Origin of the sequence: Leptogranulimonas caecicola (genome assembly GCF_023168405.1) — a bacterium.
GTDB lineage: Bacteria > Actinomycetota > Coriobacteriia > Coriobacteriales > Atopobiaceae > Leptogranulimonas > Leptogranulimonas caecicola.
Map to the genome: position 1 here is coordinate 1239890 of NZ_AP025285.1, position 24994 is coordinate 1264883.

Genomic DNA, 24994 nt, shown 5'->3' on the forward strand with positions numbered 1-24994 from the left:
TAGAAACATGCTTCTAAAGGATGCGTCAGCTATGGCTTGCTAAAGAAGTTCCACATGGTTGTCCTTTACGGTAAGCCCCACTTGGCCCGCCAAAAGATTTCGCAACGGCTTGCCTAGAACCTCTTCCCTCCATCCCTCAGAGAGCTTGGTGCTCTCTGGGTCTTTCATAAAGTCGAGCAAGTCGTCGCGGCTAGCCATAAGCGGACCTGCAATGCCTGTATGCTCAGAAATCACCCTCATATAGGCATGCATGAGATCTACCACGCATTCTTCCTCGGGAGTCGAACGCCTATGCTTGGGGACTGGCGGCAGATCTACGGGTTTACACTTTTTACCAAGCCCCACAGCCACGATCACTGCATGGGCATCCTTCTCGCTTAGGCCCACTACCCCTCGAATGCTTCGAAGACGCTCAACGGTAGTAGGCATTAGTTTGGAAATCTCTATCACTACTTCGTCAGACAAAAGCCATTTTCGAGGAATGTTACGTTTTGCAGCTTTTCGCTCACGCCAGGCTGCGAGTTCCCTTGCAACCGCGAGCTGTGTACGAGTGAGCGTACCGATGCGTTTAACATGCAGGTATGCGCTCGCGGGATCATGGCCACCTACTTCATTGACGCTCAAAGCCTGCATTTCCGGCAATACCCAGCTCAATCGATCCAGCTCGACGAGCTTATCCATCAAGCATTTGTAGACGGCGGGCAGATACCGCACGTCATCTTCTGCATACCCCACCTGCATAGGGTCTAGGGGGCGCCTTGACCAATCTGTAAGGCTTTGACTTTTTGGGAGGTGGATTCCGCAAATGGCTTCCACTAAAGGACCGTAGCCTATTTGCATACGATAGCCGGCATAGGCAGCAGCCACCTGCGTATCAAAGATGGGTTCTGGGATCTTCCCAAACAGCCGGACGAATACCTCAAGGTCCTGGCTACAGGCATGGATGACTTTGGGAACCGTGCGGTCGAACAGCAACTCTTCTAAAAGATCTAAGTCCTTTAGACGAATAACGTCGATGGCCGCCTGCTCTTCAGCGGTACCCACTTGCAACAGACAGGGTGTGGGATAGTAGGTTTTTTCTCGTAGGAACTCAGTGTCTACCGCAAGAATTGGAGAGGAAGCTGCACGCTCGCAAAACGAGGAAAGCTGCTGAGGTGTATCGATTAACAAAATGCGACTCCCATAAGAAGTGGGGCTTTAGGTGATGGTCACGCTGGGCGGCCCTTGCTAACCTCTCTATAATCGGTCAAGACACGACGGGCAGAAAAGCGAAGGTGAGGGCTCTCTATGAGATCCCTGATTCTACATAATGAAAAAGCCGGATTCAGTTCCGACGCTATCTATATGTTTGTGCGAAGCATCACCCACCCTGGAGATTCTTGCGAATTCCGCTCCTTGAGCGATGGATGGAATGCAGAAGATGCGCTTAAGGATGCAGAGGAGTTTGACCAAGTGGTCATCTCAGGAGGAGATGGCACCACTGCCTCTCTCCTTTACGCCGCAAAAGACAAGGATTTGAATGTCTGCGTCTTTCCCTCGGGCACAGCCAATCTGTTCTTCTCCAATCTAGGTAATTCGCCTGAACCTGCAGCAGTGGCGCGAGCCTGCCGCATCGGTCGTACGTTTGACTGCGATCTAGGAGGGATAAGCTGGGCAGATCCTCAAGGACAAGAACACCATTGCGGTTTTACTTTGATGACGGGTTCTGGCTTTGACGCAAGTCTTATGCGTGCGGCCGTACCCAACAAAAAGGCCATGGGCGAAAGTGCCTACTTCCTCGCAGCTTTTGACAACAGCCATCCACCAGTAGTGACCTTTACCATAGAGCTGGACGACCAAACGGTGGTACGCGAAGGCATTGCCTGCATCGTAGCCAATTGCGCCATGATTCAAGGGGACATAGAGATCATGCCCGATTGTAGGCTGGATGACGGGCTGCTCGATGTCATCGTACTGGAAACTAATGACGCCGTAGGACTATTGCGTCCCTTGCTCTTTGGCCTTATCGATCATCATGGGGCCAATTTAGGACGTCCTCGTCTGGAGCGTTTCCGTACCAAGCGAGTGCATGTAAGCTCCAGCAAGCCCATACCTCTACAGATCGATGGCGATGCTCTCGATTATGAGATCTCACAATTCTCAGCGCGAGTACTGCCAGAGCGCGTATCGGTTATTGTGGACTCGTTCTCTCCCTACTACCCCCAAGATCACGACGATCTCGAGCCTCGATTCCCTGGATCGGAAATTGAAGCGTTCCCCCATTCTTAGAGCTTCGCATCCTATGCCTTACCAGCAAAAGCCCTGAAGCTCCCACTGAAGCTCCAGGGCTTTGTTTAGGCATTTCTTGGCGTCAAGCCAACCTTTTAACGACGAGTAGACAAGGCGATCTTCTCGAGGTAGCGACCATACTCGGTCTTCTTGAGACCGTCTGCCAGCTTAAGCAGTTGGGCTCGTTTGATCCAGCCAGCGTCGTAGACGATCTCTTCGAGCGCAGCAACTTTGACGCCGGTAGCCTCTTGCACTACGCGGATGTACTCGCCCACTGCGAAGAGAGAATCGACGGTACCGGTATCAAACCAAGCAAAGCCGCGATCCAGCTGCTCGACCTTGAGTTTTTTATCCTCAAGATACATACGGTTGAGATCGGTAATCTCAAGCTCTCCACGGGTGGAGGGCTGCAGACGACTTACGTAGTCGCCCACACCCTTGTCATAGAAGTAGAGGCCGGTAACGCAATAATTGGAGCGAGGCTCAGCGGGCTTCTCCTCCAAAGAAATGGCATTGCCTGCATCGTCAAAGTCCACTACCCCAAAATGCTGGGGGTCATCAACACGGTAGCCAAAGATGGTGGCATACCCGGCCTTGGCGTTGTCGATGGCACGGGCGAGCTTCTTTGCGAAGCCAGAGCCGTAGAAGACGTTGTCGCCCAGGACCAAAGCCACTTCGTCACCCGCGATGAAGTCAGAAGCGATCACCAAGGCCTCTGCAATGCCGCCACGAGTGGGCTGGGGCTTATAGGAAAGATTGATGCCAAGCTGGCTGCCGTCGCCAAAAAGCTCTTGGAACGCGCCCAGGTGCTCTGGCTTGGAGATGATGAGAATGTCGCGAATACCAGCCTCGAGCAGCACCGACATGGAGTAATAGATCAGCGGCTTGTCATACACAGGCAACAGCTGCTTAGAGGTGGCTCGAGTAATGGGATACATGCGCTTACCGTGGCCGCCCGCCAGAACGATACCTTTCATTACAGAAGGACCTCCCTTTCCCGGGTCAGAGGTTCTACAAACAATTATGTATGACGAATCGGAAGAATCGTCATGAGCGCGAATAGAAGAAACCCATTGATGCCACGAACACAGCATCTAGTATAAGTATAGCGGTTGACAATAGAGGGACTTACCAGCCTGGCCCAAAGCTATCTGCCATTTCAGCCAGCAGGCTAATCGACAAATAGCCATACCTTCTTTTGTTCATTAAGCTTCTTAGCCTAATGCAGAAAGATCAAGCTCCCCATTGCCAGAGTTATCAAAATCTGCAAGATATACTCCCACCGACCTGGTCATTTCCCGCGAGAAATCGGAGTTGTACTTGCGTGCACAGAACGCCTGCGCCCAGGACTCAAAATCTTGAGAACCCCTGCGTGCCCCCACAATCTCATGAAGATCTTCTGGGGACCTGTCTTGATAGCTATCCACCATCACCATGGCGCACTCGGGAGAGCGTGACGGCTTCTGACGCTCCAGCTGCTTTTGAGTGGGATAGCCAAAGACCACCAGAGTGGCCGGAAACACAAAGGATGGCAGATGGAGCAGCTCACGCATAGCCTCGGCGTTTTCCATGAAGTCGCCTATGTAGCAAGATCCCACCCCTAGCGACCACGCAGCACTCACTGCATTTTGCGCTGCGATCAAAGTGTCATCTACAGCCAGCAGAAGGTCCCCCACGCCTGGCTGTCGGATCTTCTCGGCACCGGCGGCCCTATAGATCTGCGGCCAATAGCGGCAGTCGGCCACAAAAGCCAGCACCAACGGGGCGGCATCAATAAAAGGCTGATCGTCGCAGAGAAGCGCGAGCTTTTGCCGGATCTTCTCGTCTTTGATTTCGATAATTGAATAAAGCTGCTGATTGCCTGCCGTAGGCGCCTCAAAAGCTGCTTCTAAGATAGATTCGCGCACCTGAGGGCTCAGCGGCTCAGGCCTAAAGACGCGCACCGATTTTCTCTCTTGCAACTCTCGGGTAGTGACAGTGGACGCCAATAGAGAATCTGGCAGCGGGTTTTGGGGGTCATCTGCGGTCATTAGGCTCTCCTCTCTCGCTTCGAGAAGTCTCTCCCGACCGCTCAAAGCCTTTGGCAACTACCGCTAAAAATGGGCGTTCTGACGCTCTGCGGCAGAAACCAGGTGCTCCGCCAGGACTGCCGTAGTCACCGCGCCCACTCCTCCAGGAACCGGCGTCGCTGCAGCTATATCACCCAGGCGATCCCACACCGCATCGCCGGCCATCGATCCGTCTTCACGGCTGTTGCACGACACGTCTACAAGCCAACAACCAGAAGGGAGCACCTCCTGATCCAATGCGCCCAAAACCCCCATCGCGCTTACCACAAGATCAGCCTGCGAGCAGGCATCCTTGAGACTCGGTGTCTTTGAATGGGCCTGAGTCACCGTAGCGTCGCGCGCCAGCAGCAAAGAAGCCACAGGACGCCCCACCACTGCCGAGCGGCCCAGCACGCTGGCTCGGCTCCCCCGATACTCAAAGCCGTAATGGTTAAGAAGTCGAATGACAGCATCTGCAGTGCAAGGAGCGAACACGCCCGGATTGCCGAGAAACACCCCCGCCAAGCTCGCATCGCTCATGCCGTCGACATCTTTGAGCGCAGAGGCGTGATCGGCAGCCTCTTGTTCATCGAGATGCGCGGGCAGAGGCCTGAGCAGCAGGATGCCATGGATCTGGTCGTCGGCCGAGAGGCGATCCAGGGTCTCATTGAGTTCTGGCTGGGTTGCCTTATCGCTCAAAGAGATCACCGCCACCTTGCAATGGGCGGCTTCAAGCCGCCGAATGGCAGCCTGCCGATACCAGCGATTCGCCGAGTCATCCCCCACCTCGACGATGGCGAGCTGTGGGGTCACCCCTCTGTCTGCAAGAGCCTGCACGCGGACAGACAAGGCGCTCATCAACGCATCAGCCACAGGCTTACCTTTAAGCTCAATCACGGCGGAGTCCTTTCTCGGCAAGGTCCATGGCGTTTCGAGCCTCACCGTCTCCTTGCCTGCGTAGCTGGTCGAGCTGCCGGTTGATTCGCTGGGCCAGCGAGCGATCCTGCATCCAACAGGTATTAGCCAGCGTGGTAGCAGCGGCGCCATCGATTGCCGCTCGTAAAAGAGCTGCTGCTACCGTGACATCGGATGCTGCCATTGATGTGCCCTCCGCGGCGATCTTTTGGCACAGAAAAAGCGCTTGGGCAGCCAGCTCCATAATGGCCAAGGGCGCCCGTGTAGCAGCATAAAGATTTGCCTCTAGGACGGCTGCGCGCTTCTCGGCAAGTTCTGGGGTATTGCGCGGGAGTTTAAGCGCAGCAGCCACGGCCTGGTAGCCTTGAGCGTCCTCATCGGCAAGCTCCAAAAAGCGCTTGCGCAGAACTTGAAGATGGCTTGTATGCTCCTCCATTTGGGGCCATACCTGCTGGTATCGGGAGTTTTGCAGTGTAAGCTCCACCACCATCTGCAGTTGGGCGGCGCCAATGGCCGCCGCTAAGGCGCTCGAAGCACCCCCGCCAGGCGCAGGAGAGGGAGAGCCCAGCTCTTCCAAATAGTCGTTGATGGATCTATCCCAGCTCATGGCCACCCCTTTTGACAGTAAGAAACTTAGGTGAGGGTCGCAGAAGCGCTTTCGCAGCAACCGCGCGCCTTTTTCTGTGCCATCTAAGGGTACCCCAGAGGCTGGGTGCACTCGATAAGGTTCGACATAAGAAAAGCGACCCGACTTGAGCCGGGCCGCCTATTAGGGGGGCACAAGATGAGAGCGCTCTTGCCTCTTGGGTTGCGCGTTGCCCAAGAGGCCTTTAGAAGCTAGATCATGCCGTAGAAACGCACCGTCTCAAGAGCGTCTTCAAACTCCATGCCGTGAGGCAGGATCACACGCTCAGTGCCGCCACGATAGCCAGCGCGCACACGCTCGTCGAAGGACGCGAATTGCACGCCACGATTGGAGCTACGGGTAAGCGGATCATCGCACACGGTATACTCATCATCGGTGATACCGGTGGTCTGCAGCGCCCGGCGCACGATGGTTTTAGTGGACGAATTCGCAGCGTAGTTCTCATTTAGAACAACCCAGGACATATATTCCTCCCCTTAGGTAGTGATGCTTTCATTTTGAAATGGGAGGACACAAGGTTTATGAAGGGACTATACACAATTGCCAACGGCAAGGATGAGTCCGTGAACGGCCAGTATGCGTTCAGCTTTGTCGCATTTTTTCTGAAATATATGTACCTAGGAGCCTATCTTGAAGGCTACGCAGGAAAAAGGGCCCCGCTCTCTCAAAGAAAACGGGGTCCAATAGATGCCTTTTCGCGTTGGATGTACCCAACGGCAGGACTAGTCTAGGTCGTCCATGTTGGCCGGTGCTACAGGAGCATAGACAGTGGCGTTTACATCCACCGACTCTGCAGCGACAGGAGCGTCATAGCGAGGGGCAGATCCGGCAGGAGTGGTGAGCATCTGCGAGGGGAAGACAGACTCTGCATCATCCATGAAGTGCTGGAGGAGCTGCTTGTACTCGGTACGGAACTCCTCGCGAGAAGCCTTGAGACGGTCGATCTCGTCCAGCTCGTTTTGCTTCTCTGCCAGCGCCTGGCGGATGACCTCGCGAGCCTTTTGATCTGCGTCATTCTTGATCTTGTCTGCATTGTCGCGGGCCTCAGAGATCATGCGGTCTGCAGCCTGCTGGGCAACAATGAGGGCCTGGGAGATCTGGCGCTCAGAGGCCATGGAGCCACTAGGTTGAGAGACCGCCAAAAGCGAGGGCGAGGAGGACTGGCCCTGCTCCTGAAGCTCCTGCTGAAGTTGAGCGATTTGAGAGCGAGCAGCGTCAAGAGCCTGATCTGAAGCGGTGAGGCGACCCTTGAGGTCTGCGATTTTTTGGAGCATAGCGTCTACCTCGACAGCCAGCTCCTCCAAGAAGGCGTCGACCTCCTTGGTGTCATAACCGTGCTTGGACGGCGTAAAGGCAAGCTGCTCGATGTCTGCGGGTGTGATTGCCATTCTGGTTCCCTTTCCTGAGGATGGCCTGGTGTGATCGAACATACGAACTAAAGAATACTACCTCAGGACCAGCCTCGAGATACCCCTGGGCGCCAAGAATGCAAGGTAAACCCGCAAAAGTGTGAGATAAGCGGTATCTTTCGGGCTGCAGAGGCAACCTAATTAGAACATCAAGAGCAGGCGCACCACCAAATTTTGGATAAGGCCCAACGCCAAGATGGCGATGACGGGTGAGAAGTCGATGCCTCCCAAAGGTGGGATAAAGCGCCTGAAGATATTCATATAGGGAGCCACGATGCGATTGATCGCAGTGGCCAGATCATCAACAAAGCCACCGGGCCTGCGAGGAATCCAAGACAGGATGCACCAAGCCAAGATAATGAACTCGTAGATGTCGATAAAAGTACTGAGTGCACGAATAAGTTGCAAACGAAGCATGAGGTTCCTAGCCGTTTTGGGAAAGCTTGCACGCACGAGCCAATGCTGCCTCCACAGCTTTAAAGCTACCCTCGGCCATGAGGGGCTCGAGCTCATGGAGGGCTGCAGAAGTAGTGCCTCCAGGAGACGTCACCCGCTCCATATAAGCGCGGGGGTGCTCCTGGGATTGAGAGAGCATGGAGGATACACCACCCATGGTGGTGTTGAGAAGATCGCGGGCTTGGGCAGCCGGAAGACCAGCATCAATAGCCGCGCGAGTAAGTGTGTCAACCAGCAAAGCAAAGAACGCAGGCGCGCAGCCTACTACCGCACCCTCGACTTCCAGGCGCTCTTCTGTCATGGCAGCAGCAGATCCTAGGGCCCCAAAGAGCTCCAGGCACAGTTGCACGTCATTCTCGGTAGCCCAGAGACCGGGGGCCACAGCCGAGGCGCCCTGGCGCACTGCCACAGGCAGATTGGGCATTACGCGCACGATGCGCTCTCCCTCCCCCAGCGCCTCTTGAAGGGTGCCCAGGGTGACCCCTGCCGCAATCGAAACGATAAGGGAGCCAGAAAGGGCATCCCCCACCTCATCGATGAGGTTATTGAGCACCTGGGGTTTCACTGCCAGGATGCACAGGTCGGGAGAGGCCTCGAGGATGTCTTTGGCCTTTGGCGAGATAGCGACACCCACCTCGGAGCGAAGGGCTTCCAGCTTGGAGGGGTTGTGGTCGGCCACAGAGATATGGCTGGCAGGACAGAGACCAGAGGCCACCAAACCGCGAGCAATGGCGGAGCCCATGGAACCGCCGCCAAGGATGGCGATGGTGACCTGGGAAGCTTTCGAAGTTGAGGGAGAAGTCATAGGGTTTAGGCCTCGATGATTCGATCGGATACAAGCTTGTCGAGATCGGCTTGAGAAAGCTCAATGCCTGCCGGAAGCACCACAAAGACGCGATCGCCCAGCTCTTCTACCGAGCCGTTGACGCCGCAGGAGAGACCAAAGCAGAAGTCCAAAATGCGCTTGGCGATCTCGATCTGAGTGTTTTTGAAGGACAGCACCACAGGCTGGTTGGTGCGCACGCGGCGGATGACCATCTGCACATCATCGTAGCTGGTGGGCTTCAAGACGTAGGGAGGCAGCTTTCCGGAGTTCACGCGGGGCACAGGAGTAAGGCCAATGTCGCCGGGAGTCACGGTGGATTGGCCGCCTAACACCGAGGTGGAGGGACGATCATCCAGAGCGCGATGAGTGCTTCCTACGCCCCAGCTCTCCTCGCTCATGCGCTGAGAGGTGGAGAACCCCCCGGCAGAAGGAGAAGGAACCCCCTCATCTACCGGGCGACCAGAACGCGTGTAGACCGAGACGCTCTCTGCCTCAGGGCGGGAGGTGTTGCCCAATACGCCGCTGGTGGGATGGTCGTTTGCGGGGTAGTCGTCGTAGGGCTGATCATAGCCGTCGTAGGACTCATCGTAGTCATCGTAATCGTTGTAGTTTTGCGACTGGCCCATAAGGCGGTCGCGAAGGTTGTCCAGAATGCTCATGAGTCTCTCCTCGCCTGCGGTAGTGGTGTGTTTACTCTAGATCGACAGCTGTGCCCGCAGCCTAAGAAGACCGAGCAGTGCCAGCAACAGGTATCAGAAAGGGTACCTAAGTACCCCTTGCTGACGCTAGTCGCTCGCTGGCGTGTACTGAGGATCGAAGACGATGCGACCTAGGCGAACCAGTGTCGCGCCCTCCTCGATGGCCATCTCGAAGTCGTCGCTCATGCCACAGGACAGAACCGGCAGCGAAGCTGCAGTGTTAGTTTCAAGACTATCACGAAGCTCCCTTAAACCGCGGAAGGTCACACGATCCTCTGCGGGCTCATGGGCAGGCGCCATGGTCATGAGGCCCTGAGGCTCGATGCCTTCCAAATCTAACAGGCGCTCCATCCACTGAGCCAGCTCCTCTGGAGCAAAGCCGCTCTTAGTGGACTCGCCGCTCACATTGACCTCAAAGAGCACAGGTACGACGAGGTTTTTCTCGGTAGCACGGGCGCTAATGGCCTCTGCCAGATGCACCGAGCTCACCGACTGGATGCGCGCAGCAGTCCCCAGCACCGCATTGATCTTGTTCTTTTGCAGGTTGCCGATCATGTCGAAGGGCGGCGGGGTAATGCCCTGCTCTTGGAACTCGGAGAGTTTGCGCACCAGCTCCTGGGGGCGGTTCTCGGCAAAGTGGGTGTAACCTGCCTCCATGGCCTGGATCACCTGAGAGACACCTACGGTCTTGGATACGGCATAGATGTCCACATCCTCGGCGCTGCGACCCGAGCGCTGGCAGGCATCGTGTACCTTCTGGATGATCTCTTGACGACGCTGGGCCAAAAACTCTTTATAACTGTTGGGATCCATCGAGATCGCGGACGTGGAACTGGGTGTCATGAAGCATCATCGGCTTTCTGGGATTTGCGGCGAGCCTTCTCTTCTTTGGCACGGGCGGCAGCGTTGGCAGCCATCTCCAATGCCTGGGCCAGGTTTCCGGCGATCTCCTCATCGTCGAGGATGGGGTTGGTGGAGGTGCCCACCTCGATCTCGGGAATCTGGTTTACCACGGTCTCAATCTTGTCTGCACCCATGGTGAAGGCGGCATTCTGGGAGGCATAAAGGTCTTCCAGCTCTTCCTCGTCCATGTCTGCCAGCACCGCAAGCTCTGCGCGGCTGCCGGTGAGCAAGAAAACCAGACGCTCGCCCACCTCTACAGAGTTGTCGGAGATGCGCTCCAGCATGCGCGCGGCCATCATGACGCGGCTCACAGCATCGATGTCGTCGTCGGGGCCCAGGTGCGAGAAGCTGGAATAGAAGCTCTTGTAGAGGTCGTCCACCGGGCGGTCGAACTCAGGGAGCTCTGCGGCCTCGGCGATGTCGTTGTCCACGATGGCCTCGACGGTGGTTCCCAGCACGCGATAGACCAGATGGGCCTGGCTGGCCAGAAGGTCCAGCATTTGGCGGGGAATCTCGCGGCCGACGCAGCGCTTGGTGGTCTTGGCGATGTTGCGCACATGGTTGCTCATGCGAGCCAGGTTGAAATTGACATAGATCACAAACTGCAAGAGGCGCATATCTGAGGCCACCGGGTTTTGCAGCACGATGAGGTTATAGGCGCGATCCTCCAGATCCGCGCAGCGGCTGTCGATGGCGCGGGTAGCTTTTTTCACCTCTCGCGCCTTGGCCTTGTCGCCCTCCACCAGCGAATCCACCGCCTTGTGGAGCTGAAGATCGATCTCTGTGTAAATGGCGACCAGCTCCTGGCGGAGACGGGCGAGCTGCTTGTCAAATTGCTCTCTCATCTAGAGATCCTTTCTTGTGGGAGGTGCAGGAGTCGCTGCCGAGAAAGGCTTCCTCAAAGGAAGGGAGGGGTTTCTCGGCAGGGAGGGCGGTGCGGATCCCCGACCAGCCAAGCGCGGGGCTTAGCCAAAGCGGCCGGTGATGTAGTCCTCGGTGCGCTGGTCGCGCGGAGAGGAGAAGATTTCGCTGGTAACGCCGTACTCGATGAGGGTGGCGGGCTCGCCGGCATGCTCTTGCAGGAAGAAGGCCATGTAATCGGAGACGCGGGCGGCCTGCTGCATGTTGTGGGTGACGATGATGATGGTCATCTCGGGAGCGAGCTCGTACATGAGGTCCTCGACCTTTTGGACCGAGGTGGGGTCGATGGCGCTGCAGGGCTCGTCCATGAGCAAGACGTCGGGTTGCACTGCCAGCACACGGGCGATGCAGAGACGCTGCTGCTGGCCGCCGGAGAGCGCCAGGCCGTTCTTGTTGAGCTGGTTGGAGACTTCCTTCCAGAGGTTGGCGCGCTTCAACGACTCCTCGACGATACCATCGAGATCGCTCTTGGAGGTCACGCCCTGGAGCCTGGGGCCAAAGGCCACGTTATCGTAGATGGACTTGGGGAAGGGGTTGGGCTGCTGGAAGATCATGCCCACGCGGCGGCGCAGGTCCACAGGGTCGACCCCGGGACCGTAGATGTCGTTGCCGTCCAGCTCCATGGTGCCTTGGGTGCGTGTTCCTTCGATGAGGTCGTTCATGCGGTTTATGCAGCGCAGGAAGGTGGACTTGCCGCAGCCCGAGGGGCCGATGAACGATGTGATCTTGTTTTGGGCGATATCCATGGTTACGCCTGTCAAGGCATGGAAGCTGCCGTACCAAAAGTCGAAGTCCGCCACATGGATGCCGGTCTTCTCGTTCTTGGGGGCGTCGCGATACTCGGTCATGGGCTATTTACCTCCGGTCTTTTTCGCACTCTTGCGCGACAGATAGCGTGCGAAGAGGTTAAACGCGAGGATCATGAGCATGAGCAGCAGGGCGGTGCCGTAGGCAGCCTGCATGTTAATGCCGTCGTTAGCGAGCAGGTACAGATGGATGGTCATGGGGCGGCCGGAATCCATGGGTGTGATGGGCAGGTTGATGGCCTGGCCCATGGTATAAAGCACTACCGCCGTCTCGCCCACGGCGCGGCCGATGGCCAACACGATGCCTGTGGCAATGCGGGGGAACGCGGAGGGAAGCACCACTCGGCTTACTACCTGCCATTTGGTAGCTCCCAGGCCATAGGCGCCCCAACGGATGTAGCGAGGCACTGCGCGGATGGCTTCCTCGGTGGTGCGCATGACGATAGGCAGCATCATGAGGGCCAGCGCCAGAGCGGCGGAGAGCATGGAGAGGCCAAAGCCAAAGGCCTCCACAAAGAGGGCGAAGCCAAAGAGGCCCATAACGATGGAGGGCACCGAGGCCAAGGTGTCGGTGGCATAGCGAATGAAGTTCACCAGACGGCCCTGCTTGGCATACTCAGCCAGATAGACTGCCGCCAACACTGCGATGGGGGTGCAGATGAGCATGGCCAGCACTGTGACATAGAGGGAGGAGACGATGGTGGGGAAAATGCCTCCCTCTGCGTTGACGCCTTGAGGCCAGCCAAAAATGAAGTCCAGGCTCATAACGGGCAGGCCGTTGACCAGCACAAAGAGAATGATGAGCACCAACACACCGGTAGTAACGGCGCCGGTGGCCCTAAAGACGCCCAACATGGTGGCGTTGGTGGCATTCTTGGAAACCTTAGGTTTGGCGCCTGAGGCCAGAAGGCGCTTGATGCGCTGGCGGGAGTGCTCCTGTTCTTTCTCGAGCTCCGGGAGGTTGGAGGGAGCTTTTGCCACATCTTCTGCCAGCTCATAGTCGGTGGCTTTAGCGCGGTAGTCTTTCTCGGCACGCTCTTTGACAGCTTTGGCAGTGTCCACCTTGGCCTCGCGAGGACGGCTGATAAGGCGCACGATGCCCACCAAGCCAGCAGAGATGATAAAGAGCACTACGCCCATGCCAAAGAGAGCGGAGCGGTGGAGGCCAGAGGAGTAGCCCATGTCGAGCGCGATCTGGCTGGTGAGGGTGGAGATGGGGCTGGAGATGTTCTCGGGAATGACGGGAGCGTTTCCCACCACCATGAGCACGGCCATAGTCTCACCGATGGCGCGGCCCATGCCCAGCACCACCGCATTGACGATGCCCAGCTTGGCCGCGGGAAGCACCACTTTATATATGGTCTGCCATTTGGTGGCGCCCATGGAATAGCTCGCTTCGCGCACGCCCATGGGGATGGAGCGCAAGGCGTCCATGGTGAGGGTGGTGATGGTGGGCACGATCATGATGGCCAGCACCAGCCAGGCGGTGAGAGCGCCAAAACCCAAGCCTCCGGTGAGGTCGGCCAGCCAGGGGCGCAGGATTACCAGGCCAAAGAAGCCATAGATGACCGAAGGTACGCCAGCCAGCAGGTCCACCGCCGTCGAGACGATATTGGAGAGGCGCTTGTTGGCGATCTCGGTGAGGTAGACGGCGCAGCCAATGGCCAGAGGCACGCCAATAACCAAGGCGCCGGCAGTGACGATGATGGAGCCCACCAGAAGCGCCATGATGCCGTAATGCCCGGAGGAAGGCGCCCAGTCCATGCCAAAGAAGGACAGCAGGCCGATGTCTGAGAGCACAGGCAGCGCCTTGTAGAGCGTGAAGGCGAAGATAAGCAGCACCGCGAGCACCGCCACGCAGGCACAGGCCAAAAACAGCGCTTCCAACGCGCGCTCTTTGATCATAGTGGAGCGGCTTACCAACTGAAGCTGACGACTATGGGCACCCGAGGTATTGGGGTCGATGTCTTCTAGATGGGGCGGCTTTTGCAGCTTTTTCTCTTTGGCCATGAAGCTACTCCCCTCCCTTTCTCTCGGCAGAAATGGGGATGTAGCCCGCGTCGCGGATGGTTTGGGCCATCTCGTCAGAGACTACCAGTGCGATGTATTCCTTGGCCGTGCCGGAGGGCTCGCCCTTGGTGAAGAAGTACAGATAGCGGGAGACCGGATAGGCGCCGGCCTCCACCGCCGCCTCACTGGGCTCGACGCTGTTGACTGCCAGCGCCTTAACCTTCGCAGAGGTGAAGGCGGAGTCCACAAAGCCCAGCGAGATGTAGCCGATGGCGCCGGGAGTGCGGCTCACCACGTCGCGCACCTGACCGGTACCAGGCAGCACTGCCGCAGCAGGGTCGAAGCGCGTGTCGCCCATGACGATGGTCTTGAAGGCCTCACGAGTACCCGAGGCCTCGTCGCGATTGACCACCAAGATTGGCAGGTCCTCTCCGCCCAGCTCTTTCCAGTTGGTGATCTGACCGGCATAGATGGCCCGCAGCTGATCCATGGTGACGTTGGCCACACGGTTTTGTGTGTTCACAATCACTGCGATGCCGTCAGTAGCGATCTCTGTGGTGACCAGCTCGCCGGTGCTCTTCTCGGCCTCTGTGAGGTCGCGGCTGGAAGTGGCGATATCTGCCGTACCGTTGAGCACGCTTTCGATGCCCGCCGACGAGCCCAAGCCACTCACCAGCACGTGGATACCCGTATGCTCGGTAAACTGCTCTGCGGCGATCTCTGCGATGGGCATGACGGTGGTGGAACCCGCCACCGTGAGCTCACCGACCGAGGCTCCAGAGCCGGCGCATCCCGTGCTGCCGAGAAGCACCGCCAAGGCCACCAGAACGCTTAGCAACCCTGGGACAAAGGCGTGGCGGGCGCCATCCAGGCAACGGCGCCGTGACGGCCGCACAGACCCCGCTCTTTCCGATAGGAGAAAAACCGGTCTGTGTGAGCCGGTGTGGAAATCCCGATGTTGTGTATGTTGCACGGCATAACCCCTGCACTCGTAAGCGATTGTTCGATAGCAGCGGCTAAAGACAGGTGCCTGTCATCAACCTTGACCATGCTACCAAAGCTTGTTTCGAACCGATTAAGTAGTTCCTCCGACACCTCATAGTCACAACCTGCAATATGGGGACCAATAAAGGCTTCCACTTGAGAGGTTGTATACCCTTTGAGCTCGCAGAGCCGCACCGCCGCTTTGGCAGCGATAGAAGCAAACGTGCCTTTCCATCCAGAATGCACCACTGCAAATCCATCTTGAACACAGAGCACAACGGGAACGCAGTCGGCAAAGCACAGAAGCACCGGAACATCTGCGGCGGTGCACAGAATGCCATCAGCGCCTGCACGAGCCTCGACCCTAGCGGCACAGATGGCCTCAGGCGCATTTGAAGTGATTTCTACCAAATGGTCCCCATGAACCTGCTTGGGCACCACAAGGTTCTTCTCGGCAGCCTGAGCGCCCATCGCACAGAGCACGCGATGGCGGTTCTCGGTCACGCAACCCGGATCATCGCCTACCGCATCGCCCAAGTTGAGAGAGGCGAATGGCGCAGCAGAGACTCCCCCATTTCTCTCTGTAAACGCGAACGTGACACCGTCCGCGCGGTGAAAACCGCCATTCAGGGTCACGCCATTACAAGTCTTAGTCTCAAAGGAGGCTTGCGCCTTAGCCACGAGAGCGCCTCAAGAAATCGGGAATATCAAACTCTTTGTCTGCAAAGCCCGAGGAGGCAGGCTTTGGAGCCGGCGCTGGGGTGTGGGGCTTGGGGGAAGCGCCAAAGGAGCCCATGGAAAGCTGGGGCTGGACGGAGCCGTCGTTGAAGCCGGTAGCGATGACGGTGACGCGCACCTGATCGCCCAGGCTCTCATCGATAACGGTACCAAAGATGATGTTGGCATCGGGATCGACGTTTTGAGAGATGACCTCCGCGGCGTCGTTGATCTCCTGAATGCCCAGGTCCTTGTTGCCAGCAATGGAAAGGAGCACACGAGTGGCGCCATCCACCGAGCTCTCCAGAAGGCGGCTGGAAATGGCCTCTTGAGCGGCGTCAGAGGCGCGGGAGTCACCAGAGGCGATGCCGATGCCCATCATGGCAGTGCCAGCACCGCGCATGATGGTGCAGACGTCTGCAAAGTCCAGGTTGATGAGGCCGGGAACGGTGATGAGATCGGTGATGCCCTGAGTGCCCTGGCAAAGCACGTCGTCTGCCAAGCGGAAGGCCTCAAGCATGGTGGTCTTCTTCTCGGCGATGTCCAAAAGGCGATCGTTAGGGATCACGATGAGGGTGTCCACGTTCTCTGCCAGCGTATCCACGCCGTTCACTGCCTGCTGGCTGCGCTTGCGGCCCTCGAAGGTGAAGGGACGGGTGACTACGGCCACAGTGAGCGCCTTGATGTCGTTCTTGGCGATGTCTGCCACCACGGGGGCAGCGCCGGTACCCGTACCGCCGCCCTCGCCGGCAGTGATGAACACCATGTCGGAGCCTGCCAATGCAGCCTTGATCTCGTCGCGAGAGTCCTCTGCCGCCTGCTGGCCAACCTCAGGGTTGGCACCGGCGCCGAGACCCTTGGTGAGATCGGTGCCGATATGCACCTTGATGTCTGCATCAGAGAGTGCCAGTGCCTGGGCATCGGTATTGATGGCGACAAACTCGACGCCGCGAATGCCCTCCTCGATCATGCGGTTAACGGCATTGGTGCCGCCACCGCCCACGCCTACAACCTTGATTACGGCGAGGTAGTTATTGGGCGCGTCGGTGTCGTTCATAGTTCCTCCTCGGGGCTCGGTCCCAACCCGATGCTTGGTGCTGCGTTGATAGTGGTAAGGCATCGCAAGACGCCTTGGGGTGGTGTGGACGTTGAGTCCGCGCCGATGGTGGCTTATGGAAGAGCGCCCCTTGAAAACCCTCAAGCTCAAGTAGACGTCTATAAACCATCTAAATCGTCTAATAGTGGCACAAAGCAAAGGAGAGCGTCAACCCCTTTGACGAATCCATGAACGCCCCAGCTCACAAGGGCTGCTTTGCAACCTTCAACCTATTCTTGAAGCTTAAACTTAGCAGCTGTAAGAAACCCTAGGATGTAGTTTGGTCCTGAGGGTTTTGGCTGTCGGAGCCTCCAGTAGGTTCTGAACCGCCATTCCCTTGGCTTGAGCCTGAGCCTTCAGAACCCTGGGCTCCCTCAGAGCCGCTTTGGCTCCCCGACGCCCCTTGGCCTTGAGCTGGCTGGCCGGATGCTGCAGCCTCTTGGCCTTGCGCAGCCGCTCCATCGTTGCTGGCGACCACTCCTGTGCCTGCACCCACAGACGAGCTGGAGATCTGACGATAGCTGGGCTTTGCGGGATTTCGCACGTTGATGTAGGTGAGCTGGTTGGGATGGGCGCCCATGAGCTCATTGATAACCGCCTCTTTGGAAGAGATCTGATTGGGAGCCCCGAGCGAGATCTCCAACCCAGAGGAAAGCACACAGGAGATGGCTTCCTCGCTCGCAGCGGAATAGGACACGATCTGCGAGGCCAGGCCTTGAGAGAAGGTAGTCTGGTATTGGATGCAGTCCAATATGGGGGCATCGGTGGTTTTGGCGCCAGCCTTAGGATCCACCGTAGAAGGCGTATCGCGGATGAGCAGACAGCCGTCTTCTTTAGCCTGCGCCAGCGCCACCTGTACCAGGTCTCCCCCGTCCAGCGCCTGAGCGGGCATAGGCTCGATCCAAGCGCCGTCCTCGCTCAAGTACCAGGCGCTGTTGCCTGAGGGAATGGTGACGATGGCAAAGACTTGACGCTCCTCCACAGAGATGGTGAGCTCTCCGGGGAACTTCCGGCTCACATGCACCGACTTTACCCAGGGGTTTTTTACCAGGTTCTCCTCGATCTTGGCAGTGTCCACATTAAGCAGCGTGGCGTTATCTGGCACCGCTGCCAACTTGAGGATGTTCTCCTGAGTCAAATGATTGGTGGCCTCGGCGTTTATCTGCTGCACCGGCAAGATGGGAGTGAGGCTCAGCGCGAACAGGCCGCCGATAATAACGCCCACTGCCACAAGCGCCACCAAGGCCCAAAGCAAAGGACGTGGCAGAGCCCGCTGGGATTTGCTCTGATCGGTAAGGCCTAGTCCCGCTACCGAGAGATGACCCACTCGTTTAGTCTCCCGAGAAGTGCCCGCAGCCCGCAAAGGACGGGGCGGCCTCGAAGAGTTGAGGCTCGAAGCTTTGGGGGAAGCCGGCCGTGAAGGACGGCGCGTGGCCCTGCGGGGGGAGGAAGAGGAGGTCCTAGGACGAGAACCCGAGGAACTTGACCTGCGGTCTGAGCGTGACACCGGATCCCTCCTTTACCTGGGTTTGCATCTCGTCGATGAGTCGCAATACGTCTTGGGCAGAAGCCCCGCCTTCGTTGACGATGTGGTTGGGATAGGCCTCCGAGATGAGAGCGGCACCGAAGCGCTTCCCTTTAAGTCCTGCGCGACCTATGAGGTTTGCAGCGCTGTCGTGGGCGGTATCGCAAAAGATGCCGCCACAGGTGGCAACTCCCATGGGCTGCTGCATCTTGCGACGATAGAGCCTGCGGTCTATACGCTCGGACACCTGGGCTTTGGTGGAAGGATCCAGAGCGAGCTCCACCTCAAGCAAGATGGACGTTGCCGGGATCGAGGAGGTGCGATAGCCCCACTCGATGTCATGGCCGTCCAGCCTGCAAAGCCCCTGGCCCGGCACGTGGCACACCACCCCTCGCACACAGGAGCCAATCCACTGATGGCGCGATCCGGCATTTTGAGAAACCGCGCCTCCCAATGTGCCAGGTATCCCTGCCAGCATCTCGATGCCCGAGAGCTCGCATTGGAGCGCCACGTTGACCGCCTGGGCGGTGAGCGCGCCGGCACCCACATGCATCACCGAAGCCTCTTCGTCCACCGCGATGCGAGAGAACTCACGTCCCAGCAATAGCACGCAGCCATCGTAGCCTCCGTCGGCTGCGATGATGTTGGTGCCTTTGCCCAGCACCACCCAAGGAACCGATTCCTCTTGAAGAGTGGTAAGCACGCGGGCCAACGACGGATAACTATGCACCTTGGCCACCAAAGCCGCGGGGCCGCCCACACGAAGGGACGTGCGCCGAGAAAGGCGCTCATCCTTGATGATCTCTGCATCGTAGGCGCCCGAGAGCGCCATATAGGCATTAAAAAGGCTCATGAGGCTCCCTCAAGGCTCCGATAGCTGCTGGTCCTTATTCTCACAGAAAAGCTGAGGCACCTTAAGCACCTGGATGCCCGGGAGGTACCTCAGCTCATAAACAATCCTAGCGATTACTCAGAGGAGGCATCGCGCTCCTGCATGGCCTCGATGAATTCCGGGCCTACCATGGTGACGTCACCTGCACCCATGGTGATCACCAGGTCACCTGGACGCACTACCTCCATCAAGGCAGGCACGATGTCGCTGCGGCCCGCCACGTAGCGGACCTCGCCCACCTGGCCCGACTCCTCCACTGCAGTGGCCACAGTCTTGCCAGAGATGCCGGGAATAGGCATCTCCCCTGCCGAGAAGACATCCATTACCAAAAGGACGTCTGCATTGGAAAACGCCTGGCCAAATTGAGAGGCCAAAGCCTGGGTGCGGCTATAGCGGTGGGGCTGGAAGGCTACAACCACGCGATCGAAGTCCAAACCCGCTGCAGCCTTGAGAGTAGCCTCGACCTCAGTGGGATGGTGGCCATAGTCATCCACCACGCAGATGTTATCGATATCCCCCACATGGGTAAAGCGGCGGCGAACGCCGGAGAAGGTGGAGAGCGCCTCTGCTGCCTTGGCGCAATCAAGACCCAAAGCCCACGCCACCGCAATGGCAGCAGTGGCGTTGAGCTGGTTGTGAGCGCCGGGGTTGCTCTTGATGGTGACGGTGACCACCTGGCCGTTGGGCAGGGTGACATCTACAGTGCTTGCCAGCTTATGAGTCTGGGCGCGAGGGGCGCAGACGATGTCGTTTTGGCCACCGAAGCCATAAGTGAGGGTCGTGCGACCGGTTTGGTACGCCAGCTCGGGCACATGGGGGTTCTCACCGCACACGATAACCGTGCCATCAGGGCCCACCGAGCTCATGAACTGGGAGAAGGTCTCCTCGATGGCCTCCAGAGAGCCGTAGTGGTCCAGATGGTCTGCCTCGATATTGGTGACCACCACAATGGAGGGATCCAACAGAAGGAAGGAAGCATCGGACTCGTCAGCCTCTGCCACATAGAGATCGCCTTCGCCGTTGCGGCCGTTGGTGTGATAGCCTTCCACGATGCCGCCGATGAGGAAGGAGGGGTCTAAGCCCATGGCGTCCAACATGGTGGCCACCATAGAAGAAGTAGTGGTCTTGCCATGAGTACCTGCTACCGCCACGGTTCTGCGGCCTGCGCCCAGGGCTGCCAGCATCTTGGCCCTAGGCCAAATGGGGATGTTGAGCTCCTTGGCACGGACAACCTCAGGGTTGGTATCGGGGATGGCGGTGGAGGTCACGATGACGTCAGGCTCTTGGCTGTCGATGGTGGCCGCCTCATGGCCAATGGCCACCTCTACGCCCGAGCGGCGCAGGTCACGCACATAGCGCGACTCTTTAAGGTCTGAGCCGGTCACCTGGCAGCCGCGCTCGTGCAATACCTTGGCAATGCCGCTCATGCCAGCGCCGCCAATGCCTACAAAATGGGCGTGGTTAAAGGGCAAGCTCGTGTCTGCCATAAAAAAGCTCCTTAGTTGCTAATCTCTGCCAATGCCTAAGGCTTTTGGCGCAGTATTGCCTTTGACTCTACCTTCTTCGAGCCCTAATGGCCGCGTTTACCCAGTTTCTCCGTCTCATCAGCTAAACGCTGAGCGGCTCTATCTTGGGCCAGGTCGGCTGCAGCCTTGTGCATAGCCTCCCGCGCCTGAGGATGATCCAGCAGGTCAAAGAGCACATCGTCAAAGGCAGCGCCGGAAAGCTCGTCATCTGTCACCAGCTTGGCCGCCTTGGCGCCCACCAAAAACTGTGCATTGACCGTTTGGTGGTCTGCGGTGGCAAAGGGATAGGGCACCAAGATGGAGGGCACCGCCGCAGCAGAGATCTCAGCGATAGAAGAGGCGCCCGCCCGGGAGACCACTAGGTCAGCGGCAGCCAGCAGGTCGCCCATGTTCTCAATATAGGGCACCGCGTGGTAGCGCTGCTGCTCCGATGGAGTGAGGTTGAGGGTGGAGACCACCTGCTCATAGCCGTCGCGACCGGTAGAATGCACCACATGGAGATTCTCGCGCGCCATCAAGCTTGGGCGCACCCGTTCCATGGCCTCGTTGATGGAAGCGGCTCCCAGAGAGCCGCCAAACACCAGCAGCAATGTGGCGTCTTCAGGAATGTCCAGAGAGGCGCGGCCTTTGGCTCCGTCGCCATCGATCACCGAGCGTCTCACGGGGTTTCCCGTCACCACGATGGAGGTGCCTGCTCCTGCATGAGCCGCCAGGGCGTGAGTGGCCTGAGGCAAGGCCGCAGCGACCACCGAGGCCTTCGAGGCCAGCGTCTTGTTCGCGAGACCCGGCACCGAGTTTTGCTCGTGCAGCATCACCGGCACCCCGTGGCCGGTGCACCAAGACAACAGGGGCATCTCCACATAGGCGCCAAAGCCCACGGCCACATCGGGAGCGCCTGCCATGGCAAAGTGGCGGCTCACCTCATGACGGGCCGAAGCCATGCGCCCCAGAGCGCTCAGGGCCGTCCAGGGACGGGAACGGTCGAAGCCCGAGACCTTGATGGGCACGAAATCGAAGCCTGCCTGAGGTACCAAAGTGCCCTCGAGCTTGGCAGACTGGCCAAAAAAGGTCACATGATGGCCACGGTCCCTCAGCTCTTCTGCCAGAGCCAGTGCCGGGTTGATATGTCCTGCAGTCCCACCGGCAGCAATGGCTACCTCAAGAGTGTCTGCCATGATTCCTCCTGTTTGGATCTTTTTGGCTCCCCCGTCCCGATCCCCCGCGTTCCCTTACCTGGGGACCAGAGCGAGGTCTCAGCCGTTCTGTGGAGCTTGGACCCAAGTCTATGCGTTCCCAGCCGCCAGAGCTTCGACGAGGGCGAGGTTTTGGCGCCAAGGATGAAGAGGTCACCCTTTTGGCCGAAGGGCGCTTCTCGGCAGCAGACGCAGCAGAGCCCCGCCCAGGTCCCAAGGTGTTCTGGGGGCGCGCTTCAGACCCTTGCCGAGAAGAGCCTCCCTCCACCAGGCGCAACGAACGAGGCTGGGCCTCTCCTGCGGTTGAGCCCTCCACGCCCGAGGCGCGCCTGGAAGCCCCCGCGGCCACCTTAAGAGAGCGGCGGCGCTGATCGTGAACGGTTTCGGGCAGACGGCTGTGGAAGGATACCGATAAGATCACGCCTACCTGCATGAGTGCGGCCATAAGAGCGGTGCCGCCATAGGAGATGAAGGGCAAGGCCTTGCCCGATTGAGGAAAGATTCCTATGACGCCCGCCACGTTGAGCACCATGGAGTAAAAGATGAGCAGTGTGATGCCCGAGGCCAAGAGGGTGCCCATGAGGTCGGGAGCCTGCTTGGCGATGCGCAGGCCAGCCACCAGCAGCATCCCAAAGAGCACGAAGACCACCAGGCAGCCCACCAAGCCCAGCTCCTCGCCGATGACGGCGAAGACCATGTCATTGTGGGCCTCGGGAAGGTAGCCGTACTTCTGGCGTCCCAAACCGAGCCCTACGCCCAGAAGGCCGCCGGATCCAAAGCCATAGAAGCCCTGCGTGAGCTGATAACCGGTCTTGTTGCTGTCGGCCCAAGGGTCAAACATCACCAGCAGGCGCTGGCGGGAGTAGTCATCTTTGAGCGACAGCGCTAAATAACCTACTGCGCAGATCGCCGCTATCCCCATCACCAGCCGGGTAGGGACGCCCGCCATTAGGGCCAGGCTAAGGATTACCAGGCCAAGAACCAAGGTAGTGCCCTTATCGGGCTGGAAGAGAATAAGGGCTAAAGGCAGCGCCACCATGAGGCCGCCCTTCCAGGCGAAGTCCTTGAAGTCCCAATGGGCCTGATCGCCCCAGAACTGGGCGAAGATGGCTGCGGCGGCGGCCACCACATAGATTTTGGCGAACTCCGAGGGCTGGAAGGATATGGGTCCCAGGCGGATCCAGCGGGTGGCGCCATGGGAGTCCAGGCCAAAGAGATGCACGCCCAAAAGAAGGCCTACGCTCAACAGACAGAGCACATAGAGGGGCCAGCCGCCCATCAATTTGCGGTAATCCAGCTTGGCCAGAACGACGCAGAACACTACTCCCAACACACAGCTTCTGAGCTGGGTGTTAAAGAATGCGGAAGGGTTTTCGCCGTCTGAGAGCAGGCCTTTGATGGATGAGGCCGAATAGACCATCACTAGGCCTAAGGCCACCAGCCCCACCACCGCAAGGATGAAGAAGAGTCGTGGCTCCATGATGCGCGCAGGGACGCCCAGGATGCGACGATCGGCATCGTCGAGCCAGGCGCCGATGCGCCCCAGAAGCCCGTTTGGGGCCGGAGTGCGGCGTCTGGATTCTTGGGGTTGTGAAGAAACGTTGCTCCGTGAGGTCATGGGCATCCTGTCTAGTGGCCAGGCTGGTCTAGGTCAAGTGTTAACACCAGCTCTTTGAAGCGGCGTCCGCGCTCCTCGAAGCCGGAAAACTCATCGTAGGAAGAGCAGGCAGGAGATAAGAGCACCACATCGCCAGGAACGGCAAGATTCTTGGCAATCGTAAGAGCCTCGGCCATGTGGGGGGCCTGCAGAAGCGTAGCCAAACCCTGGCCTGAGAGCGCCTCGAAGAAACGGTCGGAGGCCTCCCCGTAGGTGACCGTTGCCTTGCAGCTAGCTTTGATGGCATCCACAAACTCATCCAGCTGGCCGCCCTTGTCATGGCCGCCCGCCAAAAGGATCACCCTGCCCGGCTCGAAAGCCCTGAGGGCCGTCACTACCGCATCGGTATTGGTGGCTTTGGAATCGTTGATGTAGCGCACCCCGTCGATGGTAGCCACCGGCTCGATGCGATGCTCCAGCGGGGCGAAGGCCTTGAGCCCTTGGCGCACGCCCTTGACAGAAGCCCCTGCAAAGAGCGCTGCCGCAGAGGCTGCCAACCCGTTGGCCACGTTGTGAGGGCCCTCGATACGCAGGTCTGAGACGGCCACGAGCTCATAGCGCTCGCCGATAAGCTCTACCACCAAAAGCCCGTCGTCCACATAGGCGCGGCAGGGCGAATCGGGAATCTGAGATGCCGACACCCGGCATACCACCAATCCGCGATCATCCAGCTGGCGAGCGAGAGCAGCGCAGTGAGGATCGTCCACATCCAAAATGGCCAGGTCTCCCTCGTCCAGATTGGCAAAGATCTTCTCTTTGGCAGCCAGGTAGTTCTCAAAGGTTTTATGCCACTCGCCGTGGTCTGGGGTGACGTTGAGCAGGCACGCCACTCGAGGATGCAGCTTGGAGGTAGTAGCCAGCTGGAAGCTGGAAAGCTCTGCCACAAACCAAGTTTGAGGATCGCGCTCGGCGATTTGGGTCACTACATTGGTGCCAATGTTTCCGACCGCCACAGCGCCAATGCCCGAGCTCTTGAGCAGCTCGCAGGCAAGCGACGTGGTAGTGGTCTTGCCGTTGGTGCCAGTAATGCCAATCCAGCGCTCCGGACTCTCCCGCCAGGCAAACTCCGGCTCCCCTATGACCTCATGGGCATGGGCCTTGGCGTTGGCGAAAAAGTCAGAGAACTCCGAGATGCCCGGGCTCACCAACGCCAAATCATAGGTGCCGAGAAGATCTTCTGTGCCTACCAGCACGCAGGCTCCTGCATCGCGAAGCTCTTGAGCCAGAGGGCCTTCCTGGGACTTTTTGCCTCCCACCACCGTGACTGAACGCACTCGCGTGGGCCCCAGCTCCAGCAGATAGGTGGCTACAGCACGGCCTGTGGCACCTAACCCCAATACACAAACGTCACCCAAATAGGGGGAGATGGGAACAGCAGTGGGTCCTAAAGGAGCGATGGCGTTCATGAAACACCCTTTCATAGCACCAGAGCCTCGCGGGCCTTCAAAGGTCATAAGGGCAGGGGCTCTGGTAAGTGGGACAAGCAAAAGAACCTATG

At 58.4% G+C, this 24994-nt stretch carries 24 protein-coding genes; 1 reads left to right on the top strand and 23 read right to left on the bottom strand.

Features of this window, described 5'->3' with window-relative positions; translation table 11 throughout:
- Positions 1 to 39: 39 nt before the first annotated feature.
- Positions 40 to 1170 (bottom strand): ribonuclease D, encoded by a 1131-nt coding sequence (rnd, locus tag OR601_RS05480; RefSeq protein ID WP_136013149.1) that lies wholly within the window; start codon positions 1168 to 1170, stop codon positions 40 to 42.
- Between the two features lie 117 nt (positions 1171 to 1287).
- Between rnd and OR601_RS05485 the strand changes: the two genes are divergently transcribed.
- A complete protein-coding gene (locus tag OR601_RS05485) occupies positions 1288 to 2268 on the top strand; it encodes a diacylglycerol/lipid kinase family protein (protein ID WP_265591282.1) in 981 nt (326 codons plus the stop codon).
- Positions 2269 to 2363: 95 nt separating this feature from the next.
- On the opposite strand, the gene rfbA is transcribed toward OR601_RS05485, so the two are convergent.
- The 22 genes from rfbA to murD form a co-directional block, all read right to left on the bottom strand.
- Positions 2364 to 3245, bottom strand: coding sequence for a glucose-1-phosphate thymidylyltransferase RfbA (gene rfbA, locus OR601_RS05490; RefSeq protein WP_136013147.1), 882 nt, complete (start codon positions 3243 to 3245; stop codon positions 2364 to 2366).
- A 237-nt stretch (positions 3246 to 3482) separates the two neighbouring features.
- Positions 3483 to 4298 carry a nitroreductase family protein gene (locus OR601_RS05495; protein WP_265591284.1) on the bottom strand — a complete coding sequence of 272 codons (816 nt, stop codon included), beginning with the start codon at positions 4296 to 4298 and terminating at the stop codon, positions 3483 to 3485.
- A gap of 63 nt (positions 4299 to 4361) precedes the next feature.
- Positions 4362 to 5213: a bifunctional 5,10-methylenetetrahydrofolate dehydrogenase/5,10-methenyltetrahydrofolate cyclohydrolase gene (locus OR601_RS05500; RefSeq protein ID WP_265591285.1), complete on the bottom strand. Its 852-nt coding sequence runs from the start codon at positions 5211 to 5213 to the stop codon at positions 4362 to 4364.
- Complete coding sequence (locus OR601_RS05505) at positions 5206 to 5838, bottom strand: cyclodeaminase/cyclohydrolase family protein (protein WP_265591286.1); 633 nt, start codon at positions 5836 to 5838, stop codon at positions 5206 to 5208. Before OR601_RS05505 ends, OR601_RS05500 begins: the two co-directional genes overlap by 8 nt.
- Positions 5839 to 6068: 230 nt before the next feature.
- On the bottom strand, positions 6069 to 6341 hold the full coding sequence (locus tag OR601_RS05510) for a hypothetical protein (protein ID WP_136013143.1): 273 nt from the start codon (positions 6339 to 6341) through the stop codon (positions 6069 to 6071).
- 258 nt (positions 6342 to 6599) lie between these two features.
- Positions 6600 to 7265, bottom strand: a complete 666-nt coding sequence (locus OR601_RS05515; RefSeq protein ID WP_136013142.1) for a DivIVA domain-containing protein — start codon at positions 7263 to 7265, stop codon at positions 6600 to 6602.
- Positions 7266 to 7427: 162 nt separating this feature from the next.
- Positions 7428 to 7703 carry a YggT family protein gene (locus OR601_RS05520; protein ID WP_136013141.1) on the bottom strand — a complete coding sequence of 92 codons (276 nt, stop codon included), beginning with the start codon at positions 7701 to 7703 and terminating at the stop codon, positions 7428 to 7430.
- Positions 7704 to 7710: 7 nt separating this feature from the next.
- Positions 7711 to 8547, bottom strand: coding sequence for a pyrroline-5-carboxylate reductase (gene proC / locus OR601_RS05525; RefSeq protein WP_136013140.1), 837 nt, complete (start codon positions 8545 to 8547; stop codon positions 7711 to 7713).
- A 5-nt stretch (positions 8548 to 8552) separates the two neighbouring features.
- Positions 8553 to 9227 carry a cell division protein SepF gene (locus OR601_RS05530; protein WP_136013139.1) on the bottom strand — a complete coding sequence of 225 codons (675 nt, stop codon included), beginning with the start codon at positions 9225 to 9227 and terminating at the stop codon, positions 8553 to 8555.
- Positions 9228 to 9353: 126 nt separating this feature from the next.
- The gene (locus OR601_RS05535) at positions 9354 to 10109 is read right to left on the bottom strand and encodes a YggS family pyridoxal phosphate-dependent enzyme (protein ID WP_265591287.1); all 756 of its coding nucleotides are present in this window, start codon (positions 10107 to 10109) and stop codon (positions 9354 to 9356) included.
- A complete protein-coding gene (locus OR601_RS05540; RefSeq protein ID WP_136013138.1) occupies positions 10106 to 11014 on the bottom strand; it encodes a phosphate signaling complex PhoU family protein in 909 nt (302 codons plus the stop codon). The genes OR601_RS05535 and OR601_RS05540 overlap by 4 nt, the downstream gene beginning before the upstream one ends.
- Before the next feature lie 120 nt (positions 11015 to 11134).
- Entirely contained in the window at positions 11135 to 11938 is an 804-nt protein-coding gene (gene pstB / locus OR601_RS05545; RefSeq protein WP_136013137.1) for a phosphate ABC transporter ATP-binding protein PstB, read from the bottom strand.
- A 3-nt stretch (positions 11939 to 11941) separates the two neighbouring features.
- On the bottom strand, positions 11942 to 13906 hold the full coding sequence (pstC, locus tag OR601_RS05550; RefSeq protein WP_265591288.1) for a phosphate ABC transporter permease subunit PstC: 1965 nt from the start codon (positions 13904 to 13906) through the stop codon (positions 11942 to 11944).
- A 4-nt stretch (positions 13907 to 13910) separates the two neighbouring features.
- Complete coding sequence (locus OR601_RS05555; RefSeq protein ID WP_265591289.1) at positions 13911 to 14801, bottom strand: phosphate ABC transporter substrate-binding protein; 891 nt, start codon at positions 14799 to 14801, stop codon at positions 13911 to 13913.
- Entirely contained in the window at positions 14738 to 15571 is an 834-nt protein-coding gene (locus OR601_RS05560; RefSeq protein WP_265591290.1) for a purine nucleoside phosphorylase YfiH/LACC1 family protein, read from the bottom strand. Before OR601_RS05560 ends, OR601_RS05555 begins: the two co-directional genes overlap by 64 nt.
- Positions 15564 to 16664 (bottom strand): cell division protein FtsZ, encoded by a 1101-nt coding sequence (gene ftsZ, locus OR601_RS05565; protein WP_136013135.1) that lies wholly within the window; start codon positions 16662 to 16664, stop codon positions 15564 to 15566. Before ftsZ ends, OR601_RS05560 begins: the two co-directional genes overlap by 8 nt.
- Before the next feature lie 307 nt (positions 16665 to 16971).
- Complete coding sequence (locus OR601_RS05570) at positions 16972 to 18030, bottom strand: cell division protein FtsQ/DivIB (RefSeq protein ID WP_265591291.1); 1059 nt, start codon at positions 18028 to 18030, stop codon at positions 16972 to 16974.
- Positions 18031 to 18163: 133 nt separating this feature from the next.
- A complete protein-coding gene (gene murB, locus OR601_RS05575) occupies positions 18164 to 19081 on the bottom strand; it encodes a UDP-N-acetylmuramate dehydrogenase (protein ID WP_136013133.1) in 918 nt (305 codons plus the stop codon).
- A gap of 113 nt (positions 19082 to 19194) precedes the next feature.
- The gene (gene murC / locus OR601_RS05580; protein ID WP_265591292.1) at positions 19195 to 20607 is read right to left on the bottom strand and encodes a UDP-N-acetylmuramate--L-alanine ligase; all 1413 of its coding nucleotides are present in this window, start codon (positions 20605 to 20607) and stop codon (positions 19195 to 19197) included.
- An 83-nt stretch (positions 20608 to 20690) separates the two neighbouring features.
- The gene (gene murG / locus OR601_RS05585; protein WP_136013131.1) at positions 20691 to 21821 is read right to left on the bottom strand and encodes an undecaprenyldiphospho-muramoylpentapeptide beta-N-acetylglucosaminyltransferase; all 1131 of its coding nucleotides are present in this window, start codon (positions 21819 to 21821) and stop codon (positions 20691 to 20693) included.
- Positions 21805 to 23457 carry an FtsW/RodA/SpoVE family cell cycle protein gene (locus OR601_RS05590; RefSeq protein ID WP_265591293.1) on the bottom strand — a complete coding sequence of 551 codons (1653 nt, stop codon included), beginning with the start codon at positions 23455 to 23457 and terminating at the stop codon, positions 21805 to 21807. Before OR601_RS05590 ends, murG begins: the two co-directional genes overlap by 17 nt.
- Before the next feature lie 11 nt (positions 23458 to 23468).
- A complete protein-coding gene (gene murD, locus OR601_RS05595; protein WP_265591294.1) occupies positions 23469 to 24902 on the bottom strand; it encodes a UDP-N-acetylmuramoyl-L-alanine--D-glutamate ligase in 1434 nt (477 codons plus the stop codon).
- Between the last annotated feature and the right edge of the window lie 92 nt (positions 24903 to 24994).